The organism is Microcoleus sp. PH2017_24_DOB_U_A (assembly GCF_020738205.1).
In the GTDB taxonomy this organism is placed as follows: domain Bacteria; phylum Cyanobacteriota; class Cyanobacteriia; order Cyanobacteriales; family Microcoleaceae; genus Microcoleus.
On record NZ_JAEQCT010000033.1, the window covers coordinates 63,641 to 87,305 of the forward strand.

The 23,665-nt window shown below is 46.5% G+C and carries 26 protein-coding genes and 1 pseudogene; 10 read left to right on the forward strand and 17 right to left on the reverse strand.

Annotated elements, in window-relative coordinates:
• Positions 1-103: 103 nt before the first annotated feature.
• The 8 genes from JGK07_RS09510 to JGK07_RS09545 form a co-directional block, all read right to left on the reverse strand.
• A complete protein-coding gene (locus JGK07_RS09510; protein ID WP_293191061.1) occupies positions 104-1,324 on the reverse strand; it encodes an NAD(P)/FAD-dependent oxidoreductase in 1,221 nt (406 codons plus the stop codon).
• Positions 1,325-1,331: 7 nt separating this feature from the next.
• Positions 1,332-1,700 carry an aspartyl protease gene (locus JGK07_RS09515; protein WP_293191059.1) on the reverse strand — a complete coding sequence of 123 codons (369 nt, stop codon included), beginning with the start codon at positions 1,698-1,700 and terminating at the stop codon, positions 1,332-1,334.
• A complete protein-coding gene (locus JGK07_RS09520; protein WP_293191057.1) occupies positions 1,697-2,014 on the reverse strand; it encodes a hypothetical protein in 318 nt (105 codons plus the stop codon). Before JGK07_RS09520 ends, JGK07_RS09515 begins: the two co-directional genes overlap by 4 nt.
• A gap of 69 nt (positions 2,015-2,083) precedes the next feature.
• Positions 2,084-3,991 carry a 1-deoxy-D-xylulose-5-phosphate synthase gene (gene dxs, locus JGK07_RS09525; RefSeq protein ID WP_293206449.1) on the reverse strand — a complete coding sequence of 636 codons (1,908 nt, stop codon included), beginning with the start codon at positions 3,989-3,991 and terminating at the stop codon, positions 2,084-2,086.
• A gap of 464 nt (positions 3,992-4,455) precedes the next feature.
• Positions 4,456-4,623 carry a DUF4926 domain-containing protein gene (locus tag JGK07_RS09530; RefSeq protein WP_293180968.1) on the reverse strand — a complete coding sequence of 56 codons (168 nt, stop codon included), beginning with the start codon at positions 4,621-4,623 and terminating at the stop codon, positions 4,456-4,458.
• Positions 4,624-4,988: 365 nt separating this feature from the next.
• Positions 4,989-5,138 carry an HNH endonuclease gene (locus tag JGK07_RS09535; protein WP_293180971.1) on the reverse strand — a complete coding sequence of 50 codons (150 nt, stop codon included), beginning with the start codon at positions 5,136-5,138 and terminating at the stop codon, positions 4,989-4,991.
• A 29-nt stretch (positions 5,139-5,167) separates the two neighbouring features.
• Positions 5,168-5,488 carry a hypothetical protein gene (locus tag JGK07_RS09540; RefSeq protein WP_293180974.1) on the reverse strand — a complete coding sequence of 107 codons (321 nt, stop codon included), beginning with the start codon at positions 5,486-5,488 and terminating at the stop codon, positions 5,168-5,170.
• Between the two features lie 194 nt (positions 5,489-5,682).
• Positions 5,683-5,991, reverse strand: a complete 309-nt coding sequence (locus JGK07_RS09545) for a hypothetical protein (protein WP_363319155.1) — start codon at positions 5,989-5,991, stop codon at positions 5,683-5,685.
• A 41-nt stretch (positions 5,992-6,032) separates the two neighbouring features.
• Here JGK07_RS09545 and JGK07_RS09550 point away from each other — a divergent pair, with 41 nt between their 5' ends.
• The 5 genes from JGK07_RS09550 (at position 6,033) to JGK07_RS09570 (ending at position 9,024) form a co-directional block, all read left to right on the forward strand.
• Positions 6,033-6,242, forward strand: a complete 210-nt coding sequence (locus JGK07_RS09550) for a helix-turn-helix transcriptional regulator (protein WP_293180977.1) — start codon at positions 6,033-6,035, stop codon at positions 6,240-6,242.
• Positions 6,243-6,255: 13 nt separating this feature from the next.
• On the forward strand, positions 6,256-6,468 hold the full coding sequence (locus tag JGK07_RS09555) for a helix-turn-helix transcriptional regulator (protein WP_293180980.1): 213 nt from the start codon (positions 6,256-6,258) through the stop codon (positions 6,466-6,468).
• 10 nt (positions 6,469-6,478) lie between these two features.
• The gene (locus tag JGK07_RS09560) at positions 6,479-6,634 is read left to right on the forward strand and encodes a hypothetical protein (protein WP_293180983.1); all 156 of its coding nucleotides are present in this window, start codon (positions 6,479-6,481) and stop codon (positions 6,632-6,634) included.
• A 610-nt stretch (positions 6,635-7,244) separates the two neighbouring features.
• Complete coding sequence (locus JGK07_RS09565; protein WP_293180986.1) at positions 7,245-8,879, forward strand: MBL fold metallo-hydrolase; 1,635 nt, start codon at positions 7,245-7,247, stop codon at positions 8,877-8,879.
• Complete coding sequence (locus JGK07_RS09570; protein ID WP_293180989.1) at positions 8,869-9,024, forward strand: hypothetical protein; 156 nt, start codon at positions 8,869-8,871, stop codon at positions 9,022-9,024. Before JGK07_RS09565 ends, JGK07_RS09570 begins: the two co-directional genes overlap by 11 nt.
• 133 nt (positions 9,025-9,157) lie before the next feature.
• Here JGK07_RS09570 and JGK07_RS09575 read toward each other — a convergent pair whose 3' ends face one another.
• Complete coding sequence (locus JGK07_RS09575) at positions 9,158-9,469, reverse strand: DUF6679 family protein (RefSeq protein WP_265236321.1); 312 nt, start codon at positions 9,467-9,469, stop codon at positions 9,158-9,160.
• Positions 9,470-9,711: 242 nt separating this feature from the next.
• Here JGK07_RS09575 and JGK07_RS09580 point away from each other — a divergent pair, with 242 nt between their 5' ends.
• Positions 9,712-9,906, forward strand: a complete 195-nt coding sequence (locus tag JGK07_RS09580; protein WP_293180997.1) for a hypothetical protein — start codon at positions 9,712-9,714, stop codon at positions 9,904-9,906.
• A gap of 655 nt (positions 9,907-10,561) precedes the next feature.
• Here the strand turns inward: JGK07_RS09580 and tatA are convergent.
• Entirely contained in the window at positions 10,562-10,759 is a 198-nt protein-coding gene (gene tatA / locus JGK07_RS09585) for a twin-arginine translocase TatA/TatE family subunit (protein WP_293181000.1), read from the reverse strand.
• A gap of 302 nt (positions 10,760-11,061) precedes the next feature.
• On the opposite strand from tatA, the gene JGK07_RS09590 reads away from it, so the two are divergent.
• Both JGK07_RS09590 and JGK07_RS09595 read left to right on the forward strand, forming a co-directional pair.
• Positions 11,062-11,799, forward strand: coding sequence for a phycocyanobilin:ferredoxin oxidoreductase (locus JGK07_RS09590; RefSeq protein ID WP_293155731.1), 738 nt, complete (start codon positions 11,062-11,064; stop codon positions 11,797-11,799).
• Positions 11,800-12,009: 210 nt separating this feature from the next.
• Positions 12,010-12,114 (forward strand): annotated as a pseudogene (locus JGK07_RS09595) (ABC transporter ATP-binding protein); the annotation flags it as partial.
• Positions 12,115-12,300: 186 nt separating this feature from the next.
• Here the strand turns inward: JGK07_RS09595 and JGK07_RS09600 are convergent.
• On the reverse strand, positions 12,301-13,212 hold the full coding sequence (locus JGK07_RS09600; RefSeq protein WP_293181003.1) for a hypothetical protein: 912 nt from the start codon (positions 13,210-13,212) through the stop codon (positions 12,301-12,303).
• Positions 13,213-13,617: 405 nt separating this feature from the next.
• Positions 13,618-13,761 (reverse strand): hypothetical protein, encoded by a 144-nt coding sequence (locus JGK07_RS09605; RefSeq protein ID WP_293181006.1) that lies wholly within the window; start codon positions 13,759-13,761, stop codon positions 13,618-13,620.
• Between JGK07_RS09605 and JGK07_RS09610 the strand changes: the two genes are divergently transcribed.
• Positions 13,741-15,798, forward strand: coding sequence for a DNA polymerase III subunit gamma/tau (locus JGK07_RS09610; protein WP_293181009.1), 2,058 nt, complete (start codon positions 13,741-13,743; stop codon positions 15,796-15,798). The genes JGK07_RS09605 and JGK07_RS09610 overlap by 21 nt on opposite strands.
• Before the next feature lie 324 nt (positions 15,799-16,122).
• Here the strand turns inward: JGK07_RS09610 and JGK07_RS09615 are convergent, their stop codons facing one another.
• The 5 genes from JGK07_RS09615 to tig form a co-directional block, all read right to left on the reverse strand.
• Positions 16,123-16,902: a GNAT family N-acetyltransferase gene (locus tag JGK07_RS09615; protein WP_293191047.1), complete on the reverse strand. Its 780-nt coding sequence runs from the start codon at positions 16,900-16,902 to the stop codon at positions 16,123-16,125.
• Between the two features lie 19 nt (positions 16,903-16,921).
• The gene (locus tag JGK07_RS09620; RefSeq protein WP_293290841.1) at positions 16,922-17,212 is read right to left on the reverse strand and encodes a hypothetical protein; all 291 of its coding nucleotides are present in this window, start codon (positions 17,210-17,212) and stop codon (positions 16,922-16,924) included.
• Between the two features lie 78 nt (positions 17,213-17,290).
• Positions 17,291-18,634 (reverse strand): ATP-dependent protease ATP-binding subunit ClpX, encoded by a 1,344-nt coding sequence (gene clpX / locus JGK07_RS09625; RefSeq protein WP_293155744.1) that lies wholly within the window; start codon positions 18,632-18,634, stop codon positions 17,291-17,293.
• 9 nt (positions 18,635-18,643) lie between these two features.
• The gene (gene clpP, locus JGK07_RS09630) at positions 18,644-19,333 is read right to left on the reverse strand and encodes an ATP-dependent Clp endopeptidase proteolytic subunit ClpP (protein ID WP_293181015.1); all 690 of its coding nucleotides are present in this window, start codon (positions 19,331-19,333) and stop codon (positions 18,644-18,646) included.
• Between the two features lie 527 nt (positions 19,334-19,860).
• Positions 19,861-21,282 carry a trigger factor gene (tig, locus tag JGK07_RS09635; RefSeq protein ID WP_293191043.1) on the reverse strand — a complete coding sequence of 474 codons (1,422 nt, stop codon included), beginning with the start codon at positions 21,280-21,282 and terminating at the stop codon, positions 19,861-19,863.
• A 1,113-nt stretch (positions 21,283-22,395) separates the two neighbouring features.
• On the opposite strand from tig, the gene JGK07_RS09640 reads away from it, so the two are divergent.
• Positions 22,396-23,442 carry an aspartate-semialdehyde dehydrogenase gene (locus tag JGK07_RS09640; protein ID WP_293181021.1) on the forward strand — a complete coding sequence of 349 codons (1,047 nt, stop codon included), beginning with the start codon at positions 22,396-22,398 and terminating at the stop codon, positions 23,440-23,442.
• The last annotated feature ends 223 nt before the right edge of the window (positions 23,443-23,665 follow it).

Consider the following 23,665-nt stretch of genomic DNA (forward strand, 5'->3'; position numbering starts at 1 on the left):
TCAAAAATCTTTCAACTGACGCACCCTACAAGGGAAATTGCTGCAACAAGGTGCGTCAGCCAGATATTTTCAACTCAATCAAAAATCTTTCAACTGACGCACCCTACAAGTGAAATTGCTGCATCAATCCCTGAAATTTACGTCGCAAATAACCGCCAAATCCTCTGGAAATCTTCTCAAACTTATAATCAAATAAAATATCCATCACATCTTTAGTTTTCATGTACTTCAAATAAGAAATCATTTTATCTGTCAATTCATCATTCACATCATCAATATACTTTCTCACCGCCAACCTTTCCGAAATATTCCATTTGCGATCAAACTTGCGGTGCATTTCCGTCTCATAATCCCGAAAATCTGACATTTTCCCATCCAAATATTTTTCAATGTATTTCCCAGCGATTTCGGCACCATCCATTCCGTGTCTGATACCCTCACCGCCCAGAAAATTTACTGTCGAGACAGTATCGCCGATCGCAATTATGTTATCCTTCCAATAAATATCCTGCAAACCGCGACTGTATTTCAGCGTCGAACCGTGTTTGTCAATAATTTTATAACTTTTAGACTTCAGATATTCATCAATCAGCAAATCAATATACTGTTTAATCGGTGACAAATGCTTAACCGTTTTGGCATCTAAAAAAATGCGTCCCGCACCAACTTTCAGTCTATTTTGTTCCATAGGAAATATCCAAGAATAACCCTTCGGCATCCATTTATCACCCAAAAAGAAGATTAAATCATTGGCATATTTATTGTAAACTTCCGGTTCAACTTCAATTAAATATTCGATTCCGGTTCCCGACAAAAAATTAGGCTTATCGTTTTCTTTGTCGTACATAATTGCCCGCGAAAAGCCAGTAGCATCAACCAAGACTTTCGTGCTAACTTTGATAAGTTGCCCGTCAGATAACTGTTTAAATTCTACTGTAGTTTCGCCGTTGGCTTGCGAATGTCCGGTGTAGCGACAACCCAGCCAAACTTCACCGCCAAATCGCTCAACTTCGTCGGCTAAAAATGCTCTAAATTTTGCAAAGTTGAGTACAACTCCCAAACTTTCGGGAGATTCCCAAGTTTGACTAACTTTGCTAGTTTCAATAGTCAGTTTGTGCCAAAAACTGCCGATAACTGATTCGGGTAAATCGAATTGAGAGAGGGTTTCTAAAGGTGTGGCGGCGCTGGAAAAGTCATTTTTATTAAAATTGTCGTTTTGTTCTGCAAGCAAGACATTGCGGCCGGATTTGGCTAGAATTCTTGCACAGTGGCCTCCTGCTGGGCCGGCTCCTACTATTACTATATCAAAATTTTTTAAAGTCATCTTGCTATTAATTCGCTTCTAATGTCAAAACACCCGCCGAAATATCAACTACCAAGCGCCGATTTTTCAGCCATTGCCGGCCGATTAAAATTTCCGGTACTCCGTCACCTACGTGAACAGGAATATCGAATTCTTGATTGTCAATTCTGATTTTTCCTGCATAAAGGTCGAAATTAAATTCTCCCTTAGCTGTTCGCATTTTTTGTCGTCTAATATAAATCCAATCAAGTCCCTCTAAATCCTGAATATCCATTGCTAGCCAGCCCGAGAAACCTGTATCTAGCAGAGCATCAACAGGTAATTCTAAGCCGTTATCAGCAATCAATTCAATTTCAAAAAATAGCTCATCCTCATTACCAAATGTGCCTTGAATCATATCGTGCCACAAACCCCTGTAGGGTTGATGCGGAACATGAACGGGATAGCATTTGGGTGTTTCTGGCGGCACATTTTGGTGGCCACCATATCATCCTTGTCGATAAAATAGTCCCCGCTGTCGGGTTCAACTGCCATATACCAGTTGTAGTGGGTTTTAATCAATTCTGGTTTTAGGCGATCGAATGTTGGTTTGCAGCGCTGATAAAATGCTTCTCTTTCAGCGCGCCACTGCGCTTTCTTTTCTTCTGACCACTGAATTTCGGGGAATAACCTTCCGCGCCGTACTGTACGATTAGGCTTCACGTTAGTCATTGTTGATTCTCCTTTTGTGCAGTAAAGCTGAAGTAAGGTGGGCAGTGCCCACCCTACAATTCTAGCTAATTAGACGCTAACTGGTGACTTTTGGCGGCTAAATGTTGCTAAAATGCGATCGCACATTTGCGACGGATTCAATCCCAAAGTTGCAAAGGATTGCTCAGGCGTAGCATGATCCACCAATGTATCAGGTACACCCAAGCGCATTAATGGAACCAGGATATTGTTATCCATCAAAGCTTCGGCTACTGCTGAACCAAAGCCACCCATTAAACAGCCTTCTTCCATCGTGACAACTTTGCCGATTCGCTGTGCCAAAGGTAAGATTAATTCGGTGTCTAAAGGCTTGACAAAACGCGCATTAATCACAGTTGCTTCAATGCCATGTTCGCTCAACATCTCGGCGGTTTGCATTGCCGGATACACCATTGAACCGTAACCTAAGATTAGCACGTCATCGCCGTTGCGAAGGATTTCCGCTTTGCCGATCGGCAATTCTTCCCAACCTTCTTCCATCAGAGGCACGCCGTAACCGTTACCACGCGGGTAACGCATCGCGATCGGGCCTGTCGTGTGGTTGATGCCAGTGACTACCATCCGCTGCAATTCTGCCTCGTCTTTTGGCGCCATAATTGTCATATTTGGCAGACAGCGCAAGAAGGAAATATCGTACATTCCCTGGTGCGTGGGGCCGTCGGCGCCGACAATCCCAGCGCGATCCAAACAGAAGAACACTGGCAAGTTTTGGATGCAGACATCGTGAACTATTTGGTCATATCCCCGCTGCAAAAAGGTCGAGTAAATTACTACAACCGGGCGCATTCCTTCGCAGGCTAAACCAGCCGACAATGTGACAGCGTGCTGTTCGGCAATACCGACATCAATGTACTGTTTCGGGAGTTTTTCCTGAAGTTTGTCTAGACAAGTTCCCGTTGCCATTGCCGCAGTAATCCCAACAATTTTTGGATTATTTTCTGCTAGCTTAACCAGGGCGTGAGCAAAGACTTTCGAGTAAGCTGGAGGCTTGGGCTTAGTCGAAGGAATGCCCTTGCCAGTCGCTAAATTAAATGGGTTTTGGGCGTGATATCCTACTTGGTCTTTTTCGGCGATCGCATATCCTTTGCCCTTCACCGTCACAACGTGAACTAACACCGGCCCTTGGATGGTATGACCTTGTTTGAAAGTAGCAATTAACTCTTCCAAATTGTGTCCATCTACCGGGCCCATGTAGGTAAAGCCTAATTCTTCAATTACGGCTCCAACTTTGGACACGGCTAACCGTTTCATGCCTTCTTTAAGGCGTTCCATTTCTGGTGTAAATGTTTCGCCAACAAACGGAATTTGCTTGAATTGTTCCTCCAAGTTATCTTTGAGAAATTGCACCGGCTGCGAGAGTCGCATTTTGTTCAAATAGCGGGTAATTGCGCCGACATTGGGCGAGATTGACATCTCGTTGTCGTTGAGCACTACCATCACATTAGTTTTCGGCATATGGCCTGCGTGGTTGATCGCTTCGAGTGCCATACCCCCTGTCAGCGCACCGTCGCCAATGACTGCTACAGTTTTAAAGTTTTCGCCCTTGAGGTCGCGCGCCATCGCCATCCCTAAGGCTGCGGAGATGCTCGTGGAAGCGTGACCGGCGCCGAAGTGGTCAAATTTGCTCTCGCAGCGCTTGAGATAGCCTGCAACGCCGTCTTTTTGGCGCAGGGTGTGAAAATTGTTGTAGCGACCGGTGATCAACTTGTGTGGATAAGCTTGGTGGCCGACATCCCAGGTAACTTTGTCGCGATCGAGGTCGAGTGTTTGGTAGAGTGCTAAGGTGAGTTCCACTACACCCAATCCTGGGCCAAGGTGTCCGCCGCTAGCGGCTACTGTTTCTAAATGCTTTTCTCGAATTTGTCGGGCAATTTGTTCGAGTTGATGAATCGACAGGCCGTGTAATTGGTTTGGATGAGTCAGTTCGCTGAGATGCATATTTTAAAATCCCGCTCCTAAGAATTAGGACGAATCCTTAACAGATAATAGTTTGAGCCTGCGGCGTTCGGTACGCGCAAACTTAGAATATTTTACCTGTTATTTGAGAAAAACTGTTAGGCGTAAGATTTTTATTATTTTTGACCTGGTAATTATAATAAGTAAACCGCAAACAGTCAATATAAAAAATGCTTATTTTGTTAGTTGGTAACGGCTAATTATTAGCTGCACGGGGATTATTATCGATTTAAAACTGGTTTTTGTAATAAGGGCTGACTTTTTAACCATTGGGTTTCTGCAAGCGGACTGTGATGCAAAATCATTAACTGCGATTTTTTAAGAGCTTCTCGTGCGTAGGTACAACCTTGCAAATCGCTAAACTCAACTGGGAGCATCTCAGTTTTGCATTTAATAGTGCGAGCGTCCCCGCTCGCGTATTATAGGATACGCGAGCGGGGACAGCACTATAAGAAAAAAATGCTTTTTACAAAAATGAGATGCTCCCACTCAACTTCAACAAATTCTGCATCGTATTCATCAACTACTGTTCCCACTTGACCTCGATATAAGCCATGTTCGGGTAAGTCTTCTAGTAATGCAACGACATCAAGCAGTTTAATTATGAAATTCATTTTTAGATACCTTATTCATGGCACATAACATAGCAGAAGTCAAGTTGAATTGAGAGATTTTGCTTATTCTAATTGACGAGGATCTTCCGCAGGTGGATGCCAACCACCTTCTATAGCCTTTCTCAAAAAGGTGAGGTATGACTGACAGGTTATATAACCACTGAAACCAAGAGGGCCCAAGCCCAACAACGTACCTGATCTTTCTGAGAACCGCTATACCCAAAACCTGCGCGATCGCCGAATCGAATCCTCTTCATTTCATCATAACGTTCGTCATTAAGGTCAAGCCGATTGCAAGTTGCTCGATCTACTGAAGTTTTACTGACAATATTTAGACCATCTGCTGTCCAGATGAAATGTTCTGATCATTGCTGATGACGAGGATTAAATAAGAAAAATTCTTGCTGAGTTTCCTGGTCAATTCCCTTGGTGAAATTGTAGTGGCGTTCGTTGCAACGACGGCAAGCTAATGCTAAATTTTCACTGTCATCAGATCCGCCGAGAGATTTGGGCATGAGATGATCTATGGTAAAGCGATCGGGGCTTAGGTATTCTGGAGAGTGACAGTATTCGCAGAGGTATTTAGCTCGTTGTCGTATAAGTTGTGGAGTGCGATCGGACACCATTTGGCTTGGGTAGAAAGTTGGGCGTTAATCAAGGTAAAAATTCGGGATAGTTCGATGATGCCAGCTAATTCTGGAACTTCATCGGCAGTTAGTAAATCTAGTTTTTTTCTCTCTAGCAGTTCTTCCATGCGAGATTGAAGATCGTCGGTAAATCTGAATAAGTAAATGTTCCCAAACTCTACCATTTTGAGGCCTTGGGGCATCAAGGAGGAAGGTTTTACCATTAATTGAGTATTCATAGTAATTAAAGCTCGTAGATACTCTTGGAATATTGTAGCTTATAAGTTGCTAATTGAATTTGCAGAAGGAGCCATCTGATATCTTACACCATTCTTAATTACTTGTTTAGAAACAGGCAAGATGCCTGTTCCACAAGAAAATTTATCTTTTGTGGAACGGGCATCTTGCCCGTTCTTCACAATGGTGCAACATCTCAGATCGATCGCACTTCCGGCAATTTCTCAGCCCCAGTCGTATCAAAGACGATCGCGTGTTTAGTCGCAGGTAACAACCGCCGTAATATCTGAATATAGCCGTCAGCATCGCCGCGGCGGTGGAAGCGCGCCACAACCAATCGCTGCATATTTGGCAATTGCCGCACAATACAGCAGGGATGAGAGTTTAATTTGGGCTTTGATGTTGGTATCATAGGAAAATCGTGCCCCGCGTTTGCGGGGTTGGGTAGAAAAGCGATCGCCCTCAAGTTTTCGACGCTAGGTGGGCGATCGTTTTCAGTGTACATAGATATTATCCGGTATATATGCACCGAAGTCAAGCAAAAAAATGGGCTACGTGAGACTGCGGATTCGAGAACTAGCTGAGCAAAGAGGTTGGACGTTCAAAGAAGTTGCCGATCGATCCGGAGTCAATTACAACACGGTAAAAAGCTACGGGAGGCGCGATGCTTTGAACACAGTCGATTTGTCTGCTGTCTACAAAATTGCTCGCGCCTTAGACGTGACGATGGAAGATTTAGTCGAGATTTTGGAATAGTAAGGGCGCGCTAATGGGATACGTGAGGCTGCGGATTCGAGAACTAGCTGAGCAAAAGGGTTGGACGCTAAAGCAAGTTGCCGATCGATCGGGAGTGAATTACAACACTGTTAGAAGCTACGTTCAGCGCGATGCTTTGAACACGGCCGATATTTCTGCTGTCTACAAAATCGCCCGCGCTTTCGACGTGACAATGGAAGATTTAGTTGAGATTTTGGAAGATTGAGGGCTCAGAAATGGGGCGAGTCAGGCTGAAGATTCAAAAGTTGGCTCAAGAAAAGCGCCCGACACTGCAAGATGTGTCTCCTCGATCGGCACAAGGTTTGCTTAGAAAAATGTATCAAACTTTTACAAATAAACCGATCGCACTCATAAAGCCGCTATCTTCGTGACAAAAGCACTTCGTCAGCATGAGTCCGGTTCTCTAACTTTGGATTATTCGACTCTACACCGCCCCCAACACCCGAAAGATGAAGATTTGTAATGTTTTGTCAACATCTTAGGGTTGCTGAATTAAAATCTTCTCATAAAAAAGACGAGCTTCTAGCAGGCAAAATTATGAAAAAAAATTTAAAACTCAGCTTATGAGATGGAATTCGCTGCTCTGACAAGGTGCAATAACAATGTAACTAATGTAACTTTTGATGCAAGAACCACTAGCATTAACCTTGTTGAAGGTCACAGGCCAATTTCTGGCCGTGCCTTCTGAAAATCGCTTTCCTCGTCGATCGCATCAAATTTCAAGTGCAATTACTTTGCTTGCACGACGGGAACCGCAGGTATAGAGGAAAAATTTAAGTCCAAAGCTGACGCACCAGAACTTTGAGCGACGGTTTTTTGACCGGCAACGAGGACAGAAACACAGTCTTTTCCTCCATCAAACCTGGTTTTTGCGTCCAAGACTCAACTCGATTCGATCGAATGAATGCAGTCGCAGCCAACATTTAGTTAGATGTTGCGATACAGCAAGTTGCGCGCTTGTACAGGGAGCTAACGGCAGTGATGGATCTCGATTGTTTACCTTACGGCGCAGGCCACGCCCAGGAAGGGGTCTGTCTGCTAGTGCGAATGGGGCCGTACCGCATTTTACTCGACTGCGGTATAGAGGATGTCGCACCCCTGTCAGCGACAGTAGATCGATCGCCCCCAGTCGATTTCGTAGTGTGCACCCACGCCCACTCCGATCATGCCAGAGGTTTGCTCGCACTCCACCAGGCTTTCCCCCTGTTGCCAATTTACGCCAGCGAAGTCACAGCGCGACTGCTACCGCTTAACTGGCCGGCCCAGTCTCAGCAGCCAGAGTCGCATTTCTGTGAGGCTCTACCCTGGCAGTCGCCGATCGAACTACGCCGAGGACTGAGCGTGCAGTTGTTCCCGTCGGGCCATTTGCCCGGAGCGGCGACTGTACTCTTGACCTATGAAGCCCCCCATCGCACCTACACCCTGGTTTACACCGGCGACTTTTTTCTATCGAATTGTCGTTTGGTGGAAGGTTTGCCGCTGGGACAACTCCGGGGCATGAAGCCCGACGTGTTAATTTTGGAAGGTAGTTACGGCACAGCGCGCCACCCTCACCGCCGACAACTGGAAAATCAGTTAGCCGATCGCATCCACCGCGCGATCGCCGACGGATGCTCGGTACTGCTACCCGCACCCGCCCTCGGTTTGGGTCAAGAACTGCTGATGCTGCTCCGCAGCCACCACTACTTCACCGGGCGCGACTTGGATATTTGGGTAGACGGCACTGTCGCCGACGGGTGCGACGCTTATCTGGAACTGCTGCCCCATTTTCCCACCGCCGTTCAAAACTTTGCTCTCCACCAACCTTTGTTTTGGGACGAAAGGGTGAAACCTCGCGTGCGCCGGTTGTCTGCCGAACAGCGCTCCGAATTGGGGAAAACCCCGTGTATTGTAATTACTGACCAAATTTCCGATTTGGGTTTGTACGTTGCCGATCGCACAAATCCTTGGATTTTACTCGCACCTCAAAAACCCGGATATCCCGTCAGGGAATGGTTTGCCAACTGGCAGGAATCAGGAGTTCGGCTCATTGAAACTTATCTGCTAGCCGAACACTGCGACGGGCCGGGAACTACCCAGCTCATCCACAATTTGCGTCCGCAGCACGTAATTTTAGTGCACGGTTCCCCTGCATATTTGGCTGACTTGGCTAACTTGGACGAGCTGCGAAACCGCTACCAGTTGCACACTCCGGCGGTAGGGACTGTTGTCGAATTGCCGATCGGGGAAATGTTTTTGCAGCCCGCTATCCCCGAAACTAACTATGAGGGAGAACTCAGCGAATTGGGGACAGAGGTAGCAATTAGCTTGCCGAGTCCGATTACAGCCGATCCTCGGTGGGCAAATTTTGCCGATACAGGTTTAGTAGAAGCGCGCTGGCAAGGCGAAGAACTGGTACTGCGCGGCATCTCCCAGCGGGAACTGCTATTTCAAGGCAACGCCGTTCAGGCAAACCTCGAATGCTGTGGCAATTGCCAGCACTACCGCGGCCAGCGCTGTTGGAACCAGTCCAGTGCTTTGTTTGGCTTTAAAGTCACTCCCGACGGTTTCTGTCCGGTGTTTGAAGCGATACCGGAGTCTGAATTTTTCATAGATGAGGAATTAGATGCGGAATAAACCTATTGTTGTCATTGCGATCGACAGCTTAGCGCGCTTTCTGATGAGGCGATCGCAGTATTTGTTGTTCGTCGGTTCTGCGTCTGTGACTGCTCTGGTGGCTCAGAGGCGAAAACTGGCGATCGAACTCAAATTTCCATCCTAAATAGCTTATTTGGTGACAATCCAGCAGATTTTTCGGCAAAACCCGAGTTTTGCCCCATTCCTCGACAAAAAAGGGAGAAAAGTCGTTTTCTTTTCCCCCAACTATTTTTTGTGACTCAAGCTAAGGATCAAAACTATTCTAAATTCGAGTCCGGGTAGTGATTGCGAATTTGCTCGGCTTCGGGACAATCGTCAGTAACTAGGGGTTCGCAGTTAGTTCTCGACACCGAAGCCAACTTCTGGGACACAGCTCCAATACTTTCTAGACGCACCATTTCTTCCCAGGAGCTAATTTCGTCTTCTTCGTCGGTTTCGTAGCGCAGCGTGACTAGATCCCCTTCAATATCTAGGATACGAGCGCGCTCTATCCAACGTTGCTGATCTCGAAGAAAAATAGAAACCTCACGACCATCACAACAGAGTTGATAGATTTTGCGCTGTAGCATTTGTCAGTTCTCCTGCGCAGTGTAACTTGCTTAAAATATGGCCTGTTTACAGTAACGTACTTTGAGTTTTACATCGGAAGGCACAGCCCTATGGACTGGCCAGTTTGACGTTTTCCGAAACTTTGGCACCTATGGGGGTTACCATATTTCATTTTACCACTAAATCTATCTTGTACGCTATTTATCTAAGTGCAGATTTTCGGGCCGGCGGCATCCCTCGCAAGAGGCATTTACCAGAATAGATGCCAGAATCAGGACTTGATTCGGGCCAGCCACCCTCCAAGCGGACTGTGCTGCGAGTCGCTCTCAATTGCTCCTTATGTTTCCCAGAGACATTACTAGATAGCGGTTTAATTCACATTTGGCGATCGCACGGACATTGCGGAGGCTCTCATCGGGGACGATCGCAAGGGCGATCGCCACCATTCCTGTGCTAACAACGGTAAAATCTCAAATGTAATCATACCTTGACATCGAACCCACGCACTCGTATACGCCATCAGACTAGAACTAAAACTCCCTCCCTTGTGCCGTGGCGTTAGAAAACCTACAGGTATAGACTTAGGAATGAGAATTAAATAACTTACATTTTTTATTGTTCTTGTGGGATGGGCGTCCCGCCCGTCCAGAAAAGACGGGTTCTTCTGGCCCATCCCACTTTCAAGAGTGTAAATTATTTAATTCGCGATCCTTAGGAATATCGACGTTTGCCAGCTTTGAGTAATGGTAAAAAATACAACTGCCAGTTTCCCTAAAAAAGCCGAAAATCAAGCTAGGGAAATTTCAGTATATCTCTTCAAACAAACAGTTAGGCAACCGACAATCAGAAATACAAGCCTCAAAAAATACCCCCAAATATTATCGAAGGCTCGCCCAAAAATAGGGAAAAATTGCCAAAAACTGACGAACTATCTGCAAAAAACTACAACAAAAATTAGCTATAAATACAGTCCAAATCTGGGTATTTTTGAAGGCTATCGAGCTCATTGCCAGCGCCTTATTATTTGGAAATATGGACACTGCCCAATGAAACATTCTCTACATATACGATGACAGAGCGTTGCTGCTTCTATTTGCAGGAAGTTCAGCAAATTACTTTCCTAGGGTTTGCTCTTCCTCTTTGTCCTTGTCCTTCTGGGTAGATTCATCATCAGCTTGACCGACCCCTTCCTTAAAACTCCGCAGCGTTTTGCCCAAAGCATTTCCCAACTCAGGAATTTTCTTGGGGCCAAAAATTAGAATAGCGACTACCGCAACAATGCCCAATTCGGGCAATCCCAGACCAAACATACAAAATCTCCGCGCTTACCTACTTTGCTTTTTCCCTGCGAATTACCGCTAGTGCATTTATTTTAGCGGAGAGTTTCCGGAAATCTTACTCATTACTCGGGTTTTTATGGCAATTTATTGCCCTGTGCCACTGTGAATACCTAGACTAATGTCACAGGGCTTTCAATAAGAGGGCAGATTTTTTTGTAAAACTTACTCGATCGCACGTCGAACTGCTGATATCCTTAAAAGTATCTACCTTGTTTACTGCATCCTGCAACCGTAGAATGAAGTTTTATTAAGCGATCGCCCGATAAATAAGAATGTTAGAAACATCCAAGCCTTCCCTGCGCGACCAACAGCACTACCTTATCCGCGAATTAGCCGATCGGATAGAATCAGTATGGCGTCGATACCTCGACCTCGAACCCTACCACCTCCCCGCTGAGTTGGGATACGTGGAAGGGCGGCTGGAAGGAGAAAAACTGATCATAGAAAATCGCTGCTATCAAACTCCCCAATTCCGCAAAATACACCTGGAACTGGCTAAAGTTGGGCCACTGCTGGATATCCTCCACTGCGTGATGTTTCCCAGACCGAATTATGCTTTGCCGATGTTCGGCACAGACATCGTAGCAGGCAAAGGTCAAATTAGCGCCGCGATCGCAGACCTTTCTCCCCTCAATCCCGATCGAACTTTGTCGGAAACCTACCGCACTCGACTGCAAACTTTGCCCGTCAACCAGTTTTCTTGTCCCCGCCAAATTCCCGAATGGGGCGATATTTTCTCAGAGTTTTGCCTGTTTGTGCGCCCCGATTCACAGGAAGAAGAAAGCCGATTTCTAGACATAGTTGAATCCTACGTCGAAATTCACTGCAAACTCGCAGTCGCTTCGGAACCAGTTTCTGTAGCCGAAGAAGCAAAAATTCTCGACGCTCAAATTTACTACTGCACCCAGCAGCAGCAAAACGACAAAACCAGGCGCGTACTCGAAAAAGCTTTCGGTCAAGATTGGGCAGAACATTACATGACCGAGGTGCTGTTTGATTACCCTAAATAGCTAAAATCTGTTTACAATTGTTCCTACCTGGTTGGCAACTCCCCGCTCTCTCAAAGACGGAGATGCTCTAAAATTTCAGGATGTTCCGCTTCCTCACTCAGTCATTCATTAATTCAGCAACGCCGCAATTTATTACGGCGAAGTTGTGTTAATGAATTAGCATTCTGCGTCTGGTAAAACAACTTTGTTAACCTTAATTCGAGTTTGGCGATCGATATTTAGGGAGGTTTGGCAAAAGAACAGCCCTGCACTATTTTACTCGTCACCCACGACAACCGTATTTTAGACATAGCCGATCGCATTATTCCAATATAGCGCGAAAGATTGTAAGTGAGATATTCAACAATTCATTAACAATCCCCTCAATCGCCCAATCTAAAATCTCAAGCTATACCTCATGTACCTGAGAAATGCTATAGAAGACGGTCACCTCGCACAAGACACACAAACACCCGCTGCAACTGACCTTCTTTCAGCACAATTATTGTGATTTTGCTCAACTTATTTCCGAGATCCGGGACGTTTTGCTCCTACCTTCGCAGGGCTTTTTGTTCCACCTTTAGCTGCACTTTTAGAACTACTTTTAGCATTTTTTTGACCCTTGGCTCCTGCCAACTGGCTCTCATTTTCATTAGCCGGTCTGCCGGCAGGCGTTCTCGTAGTCCTAAAGGTAACATTCACCCCTTCATTCGACTGTTCCAACACCAACATCGGCGTCGGCTTCGCTTTTTGATCCCATTCAATGTGAACGATGCGACCTTGAATAGTCGGCTGCCAACTATCATGGTCATCTGAAGGACTCAGATAAGTTTCCAAACAATCAATAATTTGATTAATTGTCGCCGATGTTGCCTGAGTCGGCAGTTTCATCAGCTTAATTTGAATCCGAAACAGCACTCGCCTTTCTATTTTTACGGCTGGATCGCCAGTTTCGTATTCGATATCAAACATCGAATCTACTTGCCTGCCGCTGCCAGCAGTCCCGTTTTTATCTCCTACTGCACTCTGAGTCGGGCGCAGGGCAATACTAATTTTGTCTTTGACTTTTACTTTAATCTGGTTGACAATGGCAAAGTGAAAGACTTCTTCCGCCATCCGCATTCTCAGGTAGTCTAAATTAAAGTCTCGCGAGTGAATGAGGTCGGGGTTTTTTTCCATCTTTGATATGGTTTCCAGAGCCATTTTGTATTTTTTCTGGAGTTCTCTATTTCTAAACTCTTCAAATTTGAGCTTCTTACTCAAATCATCTAGTCTTAGCTTGGTAAATACCGCTAAACCGAGCAGCAATAATAACAGTAATCCCGACGCTCCCATCAAGATTTGGTCGGGGGACGGAGATCCTGGTTTAGCCTGTTTAGGTTTGGGAGAGGCTACTGCCAACCTTGGTTCTACAAGGATGATTTGGGTTGACATGGGCTTTTAAAGGGTAAATTTTGACGCTATATTTATACAGGATTCCAGAGTAGAGCTGGCAGTGTAACTCGATCGACCAACATTGACATCATTCCACCACCATCTTGCTATAACTGGATTTCTACAACTCGAACAGGCACCCTCTAATTAATACTTTATCTTTAACTGCAAGCAGGTTTCCGAAATATCGGAAAATCCCGCGCTGGCACCGGCAAAAAGAAATGGTGAATTGTCTGTGATAGATTATACCAATATAGATCAAAAAAAAAATGTTCCGCAGCCTCCGTTTCTAGAAAAAGAAAAATAAGTACACATAAATCAATACTAACTCTCTCCAGCGATCGCCAAAAACACTTCTGGAGAACAACCGATCGAGAAGCGGACTCTCCTATCGGGTGCTAATTACTACTGTTCGATCGCTCCCGCCCTGCCAGCCCACCGGGAGGCTGGCTGTGAGAATAGAGCTATCGCGCGATCGAACAACGTGTCCTTAGCTAAGATTACAGCTAATACCACAAATATTCGATCGTGACCTACGAACCCCTGCATCACAAGTATCGCCCTCAGACATTTGCCGAATTAGTCGGTCAAGAGGCGATCGCCCAAACTCTCACCAGCGCCATCCTGCAACAGCGCATAGCACCAGCATATCTATTCACCGGCCCCAGAGGCACCGGTAAAACCTCTAGTGCCAGAATTTTTGCCAAATCCCTCAACTGTATTTCTACCGGCGCCCCTACCCCGACACCCTGCGGCAAATGCAACGTTTGTCAAGAAATTGCCCGAGGTTCCACACTAGATGTCATCGAAATCGACGCCGCCAGTAACACCGGAGTAGACAACATCCGCGATTTGATCGAACGAGCGCAATTTGCCCCCGTACAATGCCGCTATAAAGTATATGTAATCGACGAAGTTCATATGCTCAGTACCCAGGCATTTAATGCCCTATTAAAAACCTTAGAAGAACCGCCCGATCGCGTCGTATTCGTCCTCGCCACAACCGACCCCCAAAGAGTATTACCAACCATCATTTCTCGGTGCCAAAAATTCGACTTCCGCCGGATTCCCCTCGACTCAATGACCTCTCATTTACACAAGATTGCCCAATTAGAAAATATCAATATTGCCAGCGATGCCGTACAAATGGTTGCTCAACTCGCCCAAGGAGGACTGCGAGATGCAGAAAGTTTGCTCGACCAACTCAGCTTATTTCCCGGTCAAATAACCATCGAAAAAGTTTGGGATTTAGTCGGCGCCGTCCCAGAAAATGACTTGATGGAACTACTACAGGCGATCGCAAACGATAACGCTACAGCATTAATAGACATGACCCGGCACCTCATGGATCGCGGACGGGAACCACTAATCGTGCTGCAAAGCCTCGCCAGCTTTTACCGAGATTTGCTAATAGCCAAAGCAGCACCACAACGGTCAAATTTAGTAGCTTTAACCGCCGCAACTTGGGAAAAACTCTGCGATTTTGCCCGCAATTGGGACGCCGAGTTAATTCTGGCAAGTCAGAAACACTTGCAAACCCACGAAGTACAAATTAAAAACACCACTCAGCCGCGATTGTGGCTGGAAGTAACGCTGTTGGGATTGTTGCCTTCAGCCATTAGAACTCAGCCACAACCAGCAGCCCAACCAGGTAGAAATATTGCTCAATCCCAAATTCACCCCCCCGAACCCCCCCAAGCTTTGGGGGGGAGTTCCACAGCTAATATCGAACAGCCTCCCGCAGCCAAACCTCAAAATCCGCCACCGACTTCGCAACCTATTGTCGATCGCACACAAAGCACACCTCCTGCCCCGATTCCCGAAGCGATACCAACTGCTGAAACGAGTCAAACCAATTATTCACCAACTAATTTAGGTAGCGAAATTGATTTAGATAAAGTGTGGCAACAGGTACTCGATCGCGTGCGGCCCCACGGGACTCAATCGCTACTCCGGCAACACGGACAGCTAGTAATGTTTAGCAATGATACGGCTTATGTTAAGATTAGTTCGCAGCCGTTGCTGAATATGGTTAAAGACAAAGTACCTAATATTGAAGAAGCTTTTTTGCAAGTGTTTAACAGTCGAGTAGCAGTAAAAGTAGTTTTAACAAATCCCGCTGCAACTAATAGTTCCCGCACCCAAGATTTGCCAAATTATAACGAACGTGTTGCCGAAACTCCTCGGAATTCTCCTGCTGCGATCGATGAGAATCAACAGGTGGAGCACCCGGGTAATTCTGAGATGGCAGGTAATTTTTTGGGGGACGGAGGAGAAGAGCAAAAACACTCTTGGGCGAACGAAAATACTGCTGCTAATGTGCCAAATGTTTCTGAACCGTTGCGGCAGATCAACACTTCTACAGACTCTCAGAATGAGTTAAATGCTCAGGCTGTAGCGGTACGGGCTGATGCTCAAGCTGTCGCGAATACGAGCAAGCAATGGGCTGATATGTTTGACGGGCAAGTAGTCGATTTGTCGGATGATTTAGAGATTTGGGAGTCGGAAACTTTTAGATTGGAATCTGAACCGGATTTTCCTGAGTTATCTTCTGATGTTGATGAGGATGATTTAATCGATTGGTAATCGATTGATTTTGGGAGTTCAATCAAGATGTTTGTAGTGAGGACTTTAGTCGGCCAATTTAGGGCTTGCTGAAAAAGTGTACGTACTGGAAAAACGAGGCTACACAGATTAACAAATAGTAGGTTTCTGGCTAAATTTCCCAAATTTAGCCATCAACGAACAAGGACAGTGCAAGGGTTTTGAGAATCTATAATCCTATAACTTGCACTTGTGAGAGTTTCAAAAGATTGAAGCCGTTATCTGGAAAACTTTCTACTTTTATTCAGCAAGCCCTAATTTAGATGCGGACTAAAGTCCTCACTACAAACCTATTTGACAGGTGTTTTACTGGGGCGGGAGGGAAATGTGGAGAATTTCGTCGTTGGCGCAGCCCTCGGAGCCGATCGCCGAAAATCCCGCCCTAGTGTAAACTCGAAATTCCTGCTCGTGTAGCGTCATCAAAAAAGCCACCGTAACACCCGCGTCAAAAGCCTCTCGCAACAACCGCGCCGTCAAAGCCCCTGCAATACCCCGCCGCCGAAAAGCAGCCGGCACACCAATTCCCGCGATTTCCGTCGTCTGGTTTTGCGGTGGCGTGCAGATTCCAGCGCCCGCAGGTTCGCCCGTTGCTGCGACGCGGGCGAGTACCGCAATCCCACCCGCCGCCAGAGTTTTCCGAAGACTGTCAACATCTTCAGGGCTGGGTGCAGCCTCTCCATAAGCCTCGTTTTGCGCCGCCACAGTACCCAAAAGTTCGTCATCGGAAACTGGCAGAATTAGCTCGATTTCCGGCGGAATCGGCAGCAATTTCTCCGATCCCGGAGTGCAAATCATCAGCGGTAAGCGTCCCTCAACGGTGAAACCAGCGGATATCAGGGCTTCTTCGACAGCGGGCGCGAGTTTCGTGACATACTCCAAACGTGGCTGTCGATCGCGGTCAGAGTACGCAGCAATTAGTGCGTTAACATCGGCGAGGGAGGGTGTGGCGCCATCTTCGGGAATCGCATAATTCAGATAAGGGTTGGTGGTGTGGGGGCTGAATGTAGCGAGGAAGGGGCCGATATGCTCGGTGTCGCGCTGCTGGCTGGCGGCAAAACGCAGGTATGCTTGAATGCGAGATTCCATAGATTTATTGCAAAAATAGTTAGGACGGGCAGGATGCCCATCCCACAAAAACTTTTTTTCTTCTTGTGGAACGGGCATCTTGCCCGTCCAAAAATAAGACGGGCAGGATGCCCATCCCACAATGCCCATCCCACAAAAACTTTTTTTCTTCTTGTGGAACGGGCATCTTGCCCGTCCGAAAATAAGACGGGCAGGATGCCCATCCCACAAAAACTTTTTTTTCTTGTGGAATGGGCATCTTGCCCGTCCGAAAATAAGACGGGCAGGATGCCCATCCCACAAAAACTTTTTTTTCTTGTGGAATGGGCATCTTGCCCGTCCGAAAATTTGATGAGAAGGAATTTTACAATTTTGTACGATACAATTGCTATCCTGAAAACCGATGCTTTTAAGCCGATTCTGGTTTTGGCAACGAAGACGGAAGCACCAACAATTCGGCAGTCGATCGCTTCTCAACCATTTCCTTAGTTATCGTACACCGCGTCACATCCTTGCGCGACGGCAACTCGTACATCACATCTAACATCAACTCTTCGACAATTCCCCGCAGTGCCCGCGCTCCTGTTTTGCGGCGGTATGCCTCTTGGGCGATCGCCCGAATCGCATCCGTCTTAAACTCCAACTGTACATTATCCATTTTTAGCAGCTTTTGATACTGCTTCACCAAAGCATTGCGGGGCTCCGTCAAAATCGCCATCAGCGTTTCCTCATCCAGCGGCTCTAACACCGCCGCCACCGGCACCCGCCCGATAAACTCTGGAATCATCCCATATTTTACCAAATCGTCCGGTTCCAGTTGCTTGAGCACATCAGCGGCCCGCTTTTCCTTCGGCTGAGCTTCTCCCGGCTGAATAAAACCCATTGACTTTTTACCCGTTCTCTGCTCGATCACTTTTTCCAAACCGACAAAAGCGCCACCGCAAATAAACATAATATTGCTGGTATCAATTTGGATGCAATCTTGATACGGGTGCTTGCGGCCGCCTTGGGGTGGTACATTGGCGATCGTCCCCTCCAGCATTTTCAGCAAAGCCTGCTGCACTCCTTCCCCAGAGACATCCCGAGTAATCGAAGGATTTTCGCTCTTGCGGGCAATTTTGTCAATTTCATCAATATAAATAATTCCGCGCTGCGCCTCTTCCACGTCCATATCTGCCACTTGCAGCAGCCGCAGCAAAATATTTTCCACATCTTCTCCGACATAGCCGGCTTCCGTCAGCGTCGTCGCGTCAGCTACCGCAAACGGCACGTCCAGCATATCAGCCAAAGTCTGAGCGAGGAGAGTTTTACCGCAGCCCGTCGGCCCGATTAACAAAATATTCGATTTTTGCAGTTCTACTTCTTCCGGCGGGTGCTTGCCGCTATTTTTGGCATGGATAAAACTGAGGCGCTTGTAGTGGTTGTAAACTGCCACCGAGAGGACTTTTTTCGCCTCCTCTTGACCGATCGCATTTTCGTCGAGATAATTTTTAATTTCCCTCGGCTTGGGAATTTGGCTCATCGAGATACTTTTGCCCGAGGTAGCGCGCCGTTTTTGCGTTGTTTCCTGCTTCGGAACCGCTGCTGCTGCGGGCACAGCACTCGAATCAAACAACTCCTCATCTAAAATTTCATTGCACAAATCAACGCATTCATCGCAGATATAAACCCCGGGGCCTGCGATTAACTTTCGCACTTGCTCTTGAGACTTGCCGCAAAACGAACATTTTAGATGGGAGTCGTACTTAGACATAACAGCCTCTTAATTCAGTGCAGTGACGTTTTCTCCCGCAGCCGGAAGGTTTTCTTTTGCGATAACTCGATCGACCAATCCGTAATCTTTGGCTTCATCGGCTGACATAAAAAAGTCGCGTTCTGTATCTGCCTCTAATTTGTCGATCGGTTGACCAGTATGGTGCGCTAACAATTGATTCAGCTTACGCTTATGATAAAGGATTTCTTTGGCTTGAATCTCAATATCTACTGCTTGACCTTGAGCGCCTCCGAGCGGCTGGTGGATCATAATCCGGGAACTCGGAAGAGACATCCGCTTTCCGTGGGCTCCCGCTGTCAGCAGAAATGCGCCCATACTTGCAGCCAAACCGTAACAAATCGTCACCACATCCGGGCGAATTTGCTGCATGGTATCATAAATTGCCATACCCGCCGTTACCGAGCCGCCGGGGGAATTGATGTACATTTGGACATCTTTTTCTGGGTCTTCGGCATCTAGATACAATAGCTGAGCTACGATCGAATCAGCCACTTCGTCAGTTACGGGAGTTCCTAAAAACACAATGCGCTCCCGCAGCAAGCGCGAGTAAATGTCAAATGCCCGCTCGCCCATCCCCGACTGTTCTAGTACCATCGGCACTACATTGCTGGGGCTGGAGCTGACATCAAAATCGTTATAGCTTGTAATTAGGTAATTGGAAGATTGAGATACCACCATAAGACACCAGTCAAGGATTCTAGACAATTTGCTGCTGATGAAAGCTTGAAATTAAGCCGCCAGCTTTTAACTATTATGCCTCTTCTGAAGCCAGATGGGGGGAATGGAGAGTTTTGAGCGATCGAGATTGATGGCTGCGATCGGCGTAACGCTGGTAGAGTGAATGAGTTAAAAGAGTTACTCACCAATCGTGGCTGTTTTTAGTATGCGCCAACCGAAACCCGGTTTCTGTTGCAAAAACTTGGTTTGACTGCGTGACCCTAAGAAACCGGGTTTCTAGCCCCCGCGCGCCATGTTATAGCAAGCATCAGGTGCGAGGCATTCGTATCAATTTAAGCTTAAGAGTTGATAAATATTCGTTTGCCCCCTAGGCTAAATCCCCCTTAAGAAGGGGGAATTTGAGTACCTCCGGATCTGGACCACACCATCCAACAACAATCTATAACTGCGTTTGACGTGCTTTTTAGCACAAATCTACGCGTTGTGCACCCTACGCTGGTAGTTTCTAGAAGCAAAACTAGAAGGTTTTACTCTTGGCCTACCACTTCCACGTCGATCGCGCTCGTGACTGCTTCAGCAGACTCTTCGGCGTCTGATTCTTCTGCTTCTTCCTCTGCTGCTGGAGTCAAAGAGCCTTCAGGTAGGAGTTCAATTGTCCCTTTTTCTTCCAACCATTTCAGGGTTTTTTGTTTTAGCAAGTCTTCTGCTACAAATTCCCGCAACTTTTCAGGGTCAAAATTCCCTTTGGGAAACTGCTTTCTGACTTTTGCTACTTCTGCTACTACTTCTGCTGGTTCAACAGATAAGGATTCCAGCTTGGCTACTTCTGCCAGAGCTAGAGTTTGTTTGAGCCTTTCTACTGCTTCCGGACGAGAGCGTTCCCGCATCGGCCCGATATTTTCTTCGGTAAACAGTTGGTTGATATCTATGCCATAATTTTTCAACTGCATGGCTTGTTGGTTGAGCAAATAATCGATTTCGCGATCGACCATTGTTGCGGGAATTTCCACATCTATGAGCTGAACCAGTGCTGCTGATATGGCTTTTTCCTTATTAACTGATAACTTGTTTTCTTGCTCTGTTTTAAACCGAGTTTCGAGGGATTCGCGCAGTTGTGCTAAAGTTTCAAACTCGCTAACTTCTTGGGCAAAGTCGTCGTCCAACTCCGGCAATTCCTTTTCCTTCAGTTCTTTCAGAGTAATCGTAAATACTGCTGGTTTTCCCGCCAATTCTTCACTGCTATATTCATCAGGGAACTGGACGGAAACTTCTCTAGTTTCTCCGGGGTTCATCCCGATCATGCCTTGAATAAAGCCCGGTACAAACTGATTCTCCGACAATTCTACTTGAAAGTCTTCGGCATCGCCGCCGGGAATTTCTGCGGGAGTTTCACCTTCGGCTGCTTCGGCAAATTTACCTGCGAAATCAACCAAAGCCATGTCTCCCAATTGAGCTGGCCGGCCTTCTACGGGGATTAAAGTCGCTTTGTCCGATCGATATTTTGCCAGTACCTCATCTACCTGAGCCTCATCATACTTAACTTCTTCTGCTTGAAGCTGCAAGCCGGTGTACTGACCCATTTTTACTTCGGGTTCTACATCAACCTTAGCCGAAAAAGTCAGAGGCTGTTCTGGATCGAACTTTCCTAGCAATTCTTCAAACTCAGTGCGGAGTTCAAAACTGCCAATTGCCGGAATTTTTTCTTGTTCGAGAGCTTTTTGCAGTGAATCATTAATCAAATTTTCCAAAGCTGTAGCTTTCAAGCGAGTCTGGCCCAGGCGCTGTAGCAAAACTTGGCGGGGAACTTTGCCTTTGCGGAACCCAGGAATATTGACCTCGCGAGCGAATTGTTTAATTACCTGCTCGTAAGCTTGTTTTGATTTTTCTGATGGCACTTCGATTTCCAAACCAATTTGACTGGCTGGAAGTTTTTCCTGGGTTACTTTCATCGGCTTTTGTGATATTTAACAATTTTGATAAAATACATACAAATCTGACTTTGCTTGCATTTTAAGTTTGTACGCTTTGACTTGTAGCGACATAACTACCAACACCTCTACCGGATGAGACTGTAAGTCGTTTCCGGCTACTTTTTTCGCTCTTGCCAAATAGTTTTGGTTTGAGGATACTAGGTTTTGCTGCTAGGAATGTGGAGGTTAAGTCCAGTGACGCTCCTACACCAATTGCAAGCGTTATGGTGTAGGCATCTGAGTCCTGTTAAGGATATCCAGATCTTCCTTCAAGGTACTCCAATTGTTTCCCTCTACGGCATTTTATAGTGAGGAACACGTCCCGCCCCACTCTTGGTTTCAAAAATGAAATTCCAAGCACCTTCGTGCCTTGAAAATTTTACTCGCAGGAGGCCGCCACAATTAAATGTGTCACTTCCCTACGAAACCCCCTATCTTCAGTTGTCAAGGTTCAGTATATTGGTAGCATTTTCGGCTGCCCAATAACTACAATCGTAGCATTCAAACCCTTACTGGGGAAAGTTTTGGTTCTATTTGCTCGTCTCCTGATTCACCCGCCCACTCCCAAGACCTGCGCTTGTTGGCAGGCGGGTGGAATCGTCATCTCGCTCGCCTTTCATCCCACAGTAAGTGGAGTATTACTATACTGTGGGGATTTCCGTCTGTCGAGCTAATAGCCGATGCACCATAGCATATATCGCCCTCGGATGTCAATCCGACCGGCATGAGCGGGCGATCGGATTGAATGGATGCGTTTGCTCAAATGCAGGTATCCCAAAACCAACTTGATGTGGATTGGGCGCGAGCAGATGGCAAAAGATGCTAAACTAAGATTGAGTACGATCGACCACCTCGGTTACTTGCACCCTTGCCATCTGCTCGCGCCCTGATGTCGCATAAAATTAATTTAGTTCGATCGGCTACTGTGCATTGAAATTGTATATTTCCTAAACCGATCAAAAATCCTCTCTCTCCCCCTCTCCCCCTCTCCCCCTCTCCCCCTCTCCAGATGCACAAAAGCTTATTCAGTATTGCAGTTATTTAAATTTTAGATTTCGATCGTTTAGACTCTAATTTGTGGAGGAAACTAATTTGTCTCAATCCTATCGAGTTGCCATTTTAGGAGCCACCGGCGCAGTCGGTGCCGAGTTACTAGAACTCCTGCACAGCCGGAGTTTTCCCATTTCAGACTTGAAGCTGCTGGCTTCGGAACGTTCAGCAGGCACAACTTTGCCCTTTGGCGGCGAGATGTTGCCGGTCGAAGCTGTATCGGAGCGATCGTTCGATAATGTAGATCTAGTGCTCGCCTCCGCCGGCGGTTCTATCTCTAAACTGTGGGCTCCGAAAGCAGTGGCAGCCGGGGCCGTGGTAATCGACAATTCCAGCGCTTTCCGTATGGATGCGACGGTACCTCTAGTTGTTCCCGAAGTCAATCCCCAAGCTGCGGCAACTCACCGAGGTATCATTGCTAATCCCAACTGCACCACGATTTTGATGGCAGTTGCCGTTTGGCCGCTGCACAAAGTTAAACCAGTCAAGCGCATAGTTGTAGCGACTTACCAGTCTGCCAGCGGCGCGGGCGCCAGGGCAATGGAGGAAATGAAAGATCAAGCCAGAGCAATTTTGGCAGGGGAAATTCCCAAAACCGATATTTTTCCCTACCCCTTGGCTTTTAACTTGTTTCCGCACAATACACCAATTAACGATTTAGGGTATTGTGAGGAAGAGATGAAAATGGTCAACGAAACTCGGAAGATTTTTGGTACTGACGAGATTAGAATTAGTGCGACTTGCGTCCGGGTTCCCGTACTCCGCGCCCATTCGGAGGCGATTAATCTGGAGTTTGCAGAGCCTTTTAGCCCGATCGACGCTAAGGAAATCTTAAAGGAGGCGATCGGCGTTAAGCTGGTAGAAGACTGGCAAGCTAATTATTTCCCGATGCCCGTCGAGGCCAGCGGTAAGGATGAAGTGCTAGTCGGCAGGATTCGCCAAGATATTTCTCACCCCTGCGGGTTGGAGATGTGGCTGAGCGGCGATCAAATTCGCAAAGGGGCTGCTTTAAATGCGGTGCAAATAGCTGAGTTGCTAGCAGACAAAGGTTTGCTGCAAATCCAACAAGCAGCGGCTATTTCTACTTAGGGCGAGTGGGCCCAAAAAATAGATGCAAGTCCCCTACGTCAGGAGTGGAGATCTCAAAATTTTAGAGCCTAGTTGAAGAACCCAGATTCATCTGTGGAGTCAATTTAACATCTAAAATTTAACATCTAAAATCGACTGAATCTGACAATAGGGCAATTGAAATGAAGATTTTAGATAAATCTTGCATCTGAAATCAAAAATTTAAAATCAAAAATCAACAGTC

Coding starts and splice junctions, on each gene's coding strand:
- JGK07_RS09510 (WP_293191061.1), bottom strand. CDS start 1,324: ATGACTTTAAAAAATTTTGATATAGTAATAGTAGGAGCCGGCCCAGCA.
- JGK07_RS09515 (WP_293191059.1), bottom strand. CDS start 1,700: ATGATTCAAGGCACATTTGGTAATGAGGATGAGCTATTTTTTGAAATT.
- JGK07_RS09520 (WP_293191057.1), bottom strand. CDS start 2,014: ATGACTAACGTGAAGCCTAATCGTACAGTACGGCGCGGAAGGTTATTC.
- dxs (WP_293206449.1), bottom strand. CDS start 3,991: ATGCATCTCAGCGAACTGACTCATCCAAACCAATTACACGGCCTGTCG.
- JGK07_RS09530 (WP_293180968.1), bottom strand. CDS start 4,623: ATGAATTTCATAATTAAACTGCTTGATGTCGTTGCATTACTAGAAGAC.
- JGK07_RS09535 (WP_293180971.1), bottom strand. CDS start 5,138: ATGCCCAAATCTCTCGGCGGATCTGATGACAGTGAAAATTTAGCATTA.
- JGK07_RS09540 (WP_293180974.1), bottom strand. CDS start 5,488: ATGAATACTCAATTAATGGTAAAACCTTCCTCCTTGATGCCCCAAGGC.
- JGK07_RS09545 (WP_363319155.1), bottom strand. CDS start 5,991: ATGTACACTGAAAACGATCGCCCACCTAGCGTCGAAAACTTGAGGGCG.
- JGK07_RS09550 (WP_293180977.1), top strand. CDS start 6,033: ATGGGCTACGTGAGACTGCGGATTCGAGAACTAGCTGAGCAAAGAGGT.
- JGK07_RS09555 (WP_293180980.1), top strand. CDS start 6,256: ATGGGATACGTGAGGCTGCGGATTCGAGAACTAGCTGAGCAAAAGGGT.
- JGK07_RS09560 (WP_293180983.1), top strand. CDS start 6,479: ATGGGGCGAGTCAGGCTGAAGATTCAAAAGTTGGCTCAAGAAAAGCGC.
- JGK07_RS09565 (WP_293180986.1), top strand. CDS start 7,245: ATGGATCTCGATTGTTTACCTTACGGCGCAGGCCACGCCCAGGAAGGG.
- JGK07_RS09570 (WP_293180989.1), top strand. CDS start 8,869: ATGCGGAATAAACCTATTGTTGTCATTGCGATCGACAGCTTAGCGCGC.
- JGK07_RS09575 (WP_265236321.1), bottom strand. CDS start 9,469: ATGCTACAGCGCAAAATCTATCAACTCTGTTGTGATGGTCGTGAGGTT.
- JGK07_RS09580 (WP_293180997.1), top strand. CDS start 9,712: ATGCCAGAATCAGGACTTGATTCGGGCCAGCCACCCTCCAAGCGGACT.
- tatA (WP_293181000.1), bottom strand. CDS start 10,759: ATGTTTGGTCTGGGATTGCCCGAATTGGGCATTGTTGCGGTAGTCGCT.
- JGK07_RS09590 (WP_293155731.1), top strand. CDS start 11,062: ATGTTAGAAACATCCAAGCCTTCCCTGCGCGACCAACAGCACTACCTT.
- JGK07_RS09600 (WP_293181003.1), bottom strand. CDS start 13,212: ATGTCAACCCAAATCATCCTTGTAGAACCAAGGTTGGCAGTAGCCTCT.
- JGK07_RS09605 (WP_293181006.1), bottom strand. CDS start 13,761: ATGCAGGGGTTCGTAGGTCACGATCGAATATTTGTGGTATTAGCTGTA.
- JGK07_RS09615 (WP_293191047.1), bottom strand. CDS start 16,902: ATGGAATCTCGCATTCAAGCATACCTGCGTTTTGCCGCCAGCCAGCAG.
- JGK07_RS09620 (WP_293290841.1), bottom strand. CDS start 17,212: ATGCCCATTCCACAAGAAAAAAAAGTTTTTGTGGGATGGGCATCCTGC.
- clpX (WP_293155744.1), bottom strand. CDS start 18,634: ATGTCTAAGTACGACTCCCATCTAAAATGTTCGTTTTGCGGCAAGTCT.
- clpP (WP_293181015.1), bottom strand. CDS start 19,333: ATGGTGGTATCTCAATCTTCCAATTACCTAATTACAAGCTATAACGAT.
- tig (WP_293191043.1), bottom strand. CDS start 21,282: ATGAAAGTAACCCAGGAAAAACTTCCAGCCAGTCAAATTGGTTTGGAA.